Here is a 2921-nt window from a genome sequence, read left to right as displayed (position 1 = left end):
TTATTTTGTCTGAGTGCTAACGATAGTGGCTAACTTGATTGTAAAACGCGGGTTTATTTTTATAACCAATCCCTTGCAATAAAGATTCGGCGCCTCATATGATATAGTGTAATCAGCAGAAAAGTTTAATGAGCGGTGGTACGAACTTCGAGAGAGGGTGAGGCCTATGGTGTAAAACCCTTGGCGCCAGATTCTGGTAGAAAGGAGTACAGCAAGGCTTGTGGTTGGTGCATTAGTGTCAATCACAGCCATCATCGGTGCGCTGGTAGTCTTGGTCAATGTGGCAACACGTTTGGTTAAGGCGTTGACCCGCCTGCTTCAAGCAGTGCGCAAGCTGATGGTGGTGTTCGGGGAAATCCGGAAAAAATGAGCAAGCAAAAAGCCGCTTTCAACTTTGTCTAGTCTAGCGGCTTAATTGCTTGGTAGAAAGACCACCGTTCTTAAAACGGTTCTGCGACGGGGCGTTGTCTTTCACAGAGGCAACGCTCTTTGTGTCTATAGTATATCATGTTTTTATTTTATAACCAAGTAGGACTAGCGTGTTGGCGTTGGTGCCATGGCGTCGAGGATTTTAGGGTCAATCATTGATGCCTTTTGGGCCATAATCGCATCAGCCATGCGACTAACCTTGCCATTAACTTCTGCACCAGCTTTGTCTGGTGCGGTACCAAGCTCGACATAAAGCATGGCCTCGACAAACCATTTACGGTTGCCTTTATTTAGGGACGACAGCATCTTGTAGTAATTATTGGTCATTTCGAGGCTAACAGAATCAGCATAGACTTCTTCAATCGACTTGGATAGGAGCTTCTTGTAATGTTTTTTGGGGACATTGGTTTCTTCGTAGCAATAAGTCATGTCACTCATGGTCTGGGCGAGTTTGTCACACGATTGCTTGATGATTTCATCGTAAGTAGTTTTCATGGTATTTCCTCCTCAATTTTGACGCTCTCAAGAGCTGATCTACGTCTTTCGACGTCGTAGCCGTAACACCGACCGGCTGGCACATACAAGGGAGTGCCGTAGGTGTTTGTTTGCGGTTTTTGCAAAAAAATACCGCCCCTTGTATGGGACGGACGGTTGGTGTAGCCGCACAAGCGGCGTTAGGCGGAGTGCGAAAGACGTTGATTAGCCCTTGAACTTGATAAGCAAGGTTGATAGCTGAGCGGAAAGTTACACAATGACCGTGACGAGCGCGAAAGGGCCCTTGGGCCGCGCCGTCACATACTGATGAGCTTCCTACTGCGGGGTCTGTGCAGCAGGAAGCGGTCTTGAGTGGATCAAAAAACCGAGCGATCGCAGCACTCCTGCTAGTCGTTCGACTTTATACTAGCGTGGTTTGGGACTATTTGGCCAAATAGGCATATTCTGGATACGTCGGATTTGTTTACGAATTCCAGCACGTTTCTCTTTGTTACGTTTATGCGCCAAGTAATGTTCGCGATTTCTTCCTAGCTTTTGTTCTCGCTTTACGCGGATCTCATCGACACGAATCTTTAACGCTGCGACTTGATCAGGGGTGGCCTTGGCCTCCGTGAATCCAATGATTGATGCGGAAGGCTCAACTCTGCCGCTAGGCGCTTTTACCTGGTTACCCTTGACGGTAAATGCGTAGATGACTTGTTGCGGGCCTGATGGCGTAGGAACAGTCATCAGCTGACCAAATCTGGCATCATGATAAGCAACGGTATCAGGGATCAGCCATTTATACATTTGAGGGTTGATTGATCCTGATTCGCTCGGAAAGAAGCCAATCGCAATTGGAACTGCCATCTGTAGCTTGACCCTTGCTGGCTTTTTGGGAAGTCCTGTAGGGTGGAGTGGTGCGAGTCTTGAGCCCAGCTCTAAAATCTGCTGGTTGCGTTCCTCTAAGATCCGATGCTTTTCGGATCGCCGTTGGGCCTTGGTCATTTTAGCGGGATCTGATGGAATCGCCTTAGTTGCAGAATGTTGGCGATTTGGTGTAGAAGGTTTTCTTACGGTGCGTTTTGAAATTCTGATTTTTTCAGCCATTGCTCCTCCTATCCGTGATCCTTAGATCAAGGAGCGCTCAGATCATCTGGCACTCCTCATTTACGATTAAGCCATCGCCCAATCGTATTGCTTCAGAAAGTCGGGATCATTGGTCTTATCGCTTGGAGTTGGCTTATTTGTATGAGCCAACCGGTATCGTGTGTCTTTAGCAAGCAACATATAAGCTGGGATCCCTGTAACTTCTTCAATCGAAAGTGCTACGGTTGGCGAAATGAATGCTTTACGATGAAGGACTTGAGATAGATGCTTCTCGGAGATTCCGATACGCCGTGCAAACTCAGCTTGAGTAATGTGGTAGAAGCTAAGCGTTTCTTCAATCGTATCAGCTGCCGAAAATTCTGCAAGATCAGTTGGTACAATTTTGTTATTTCGATTCAACATGGGGCAAACCTCCTTAGTGGTAGTCTTCAATTTCTAGGATTACGATTGTTACTGCTTTTGATGTTTTTGTGGTCAGTTCGTCATATCGATTATAACCTTCAAAAATCATCCGCCAATTAGGACATACGTCAACCGCGAATTGATTCTCGCGATCACCATGTAACGGATGTAAGCGGGCAGGAGGAAGACGAGAAATATCATCTAGCGTTGAAGCCTCCTCAAAATCAGAAAGTCTTTGGCCAATGCGGTTAGCTCGATCACGTCCGAAAGTCTTGGTCCGCAATCTGGGATTACTAAGAATCTTTGTTAACTTAGTAGTGTCACCGAAATATTCCATTTCATTACCTCATAGGTAATATTACCACTTTGGTAAACAAAAAACAACATCCAACGAATTTTGGTTATGTGACACAATGGATATTGTGTCACATAACACGGAATGGCCCTAGCATGGATTGAAGTCAATATTTGAGACAGATTTTAAGAGACATTCAGAACCGCGTTTA

Annotated in this window: 5 protein-coding genes; 1 reads left to right on the top strand and 4 read right to left on the bottom strand. The window is 45.8% G+C overall.

From position 1 onward, the window contains the following. The first annotated feature begins 235 nt into the window (after positions 1-235). Positions 236-370 (top strand): hypothetical protein, encoded by a 135-nt coding sequence (locus FD01_RS16800; RefSeq protein ID WP_263862593.1) that lies wholly within the window; start codon positions 236-238, stop codon positions 368-370. Positions 371-534: 164 nt separating this feature from the next. Here the strand turns inward: FD01_RS16800 and FD01_RS01425 are convergent, their stop codons facing one another. From FD01_RS01425 to FD01_RS01410, 4 genes are all read right to left on the bottom strand, one after another. Then, positions 535-924, bottom strand: a complete 390-nt coding sequence (locus FD01_RS01425; protein ID WP_056962355.1) for a hypothetical protein — start codon at positions 922-924, stop codon at positions 535-537. Positions 925-1329: 405 nt separating this feature from the next. Continuing rightward, positions 1330-2013 carry a hypothetical protein gene (locus tag FD01_RS01420; RefSeq protein WP_056962354.1) on the bottom strand — a complete coding sequence of 228 codons (684 nt, stop codon included), beginning with the start codon at positions 2011-2013 and terminating at the stop codon, positions 1330-1332. 66 nt (positions 2014-2079) lie between these two features. After that, entirely contained in the window at positions 2080-2415 is a 336-nt protein-coding gene (locus tag FD01_RS01415) for a helix-turn-helix transcriptional regulator (RefSeq protein WP_152164666.1), read from the bottom strand. A gap of 13 nt (positions 2416-2428) precedes the next feature. Then, positions 2429-2752, bottom strand: coding sequence for a type II toxin-antitoxin system RelE/ParE family toxin (locus tag FD01_RS01410; protein ID WP_054719848.1), 324 nt, complete (start codon positions 2750-2752; stop codon positions 2429-2431). Positions 2753-2921 lie beyond the last annotated feature (169 nt).

This window comes from Lacticaseibacillus manihotivorans DSM 13343 = JCM 12514 (assembly GCF_001435035.1).
Classification (GTDB): domain Bacteria; phylum Bacillota; class Bacilli; order Lactobacillales; family Lactobacillaceae; genus Lacticaseibacillus; species Lacticaseibacillus manihotivorans.
This window is presented reverse-complemented; position numbering and strand designations above follow the sequence as displayed.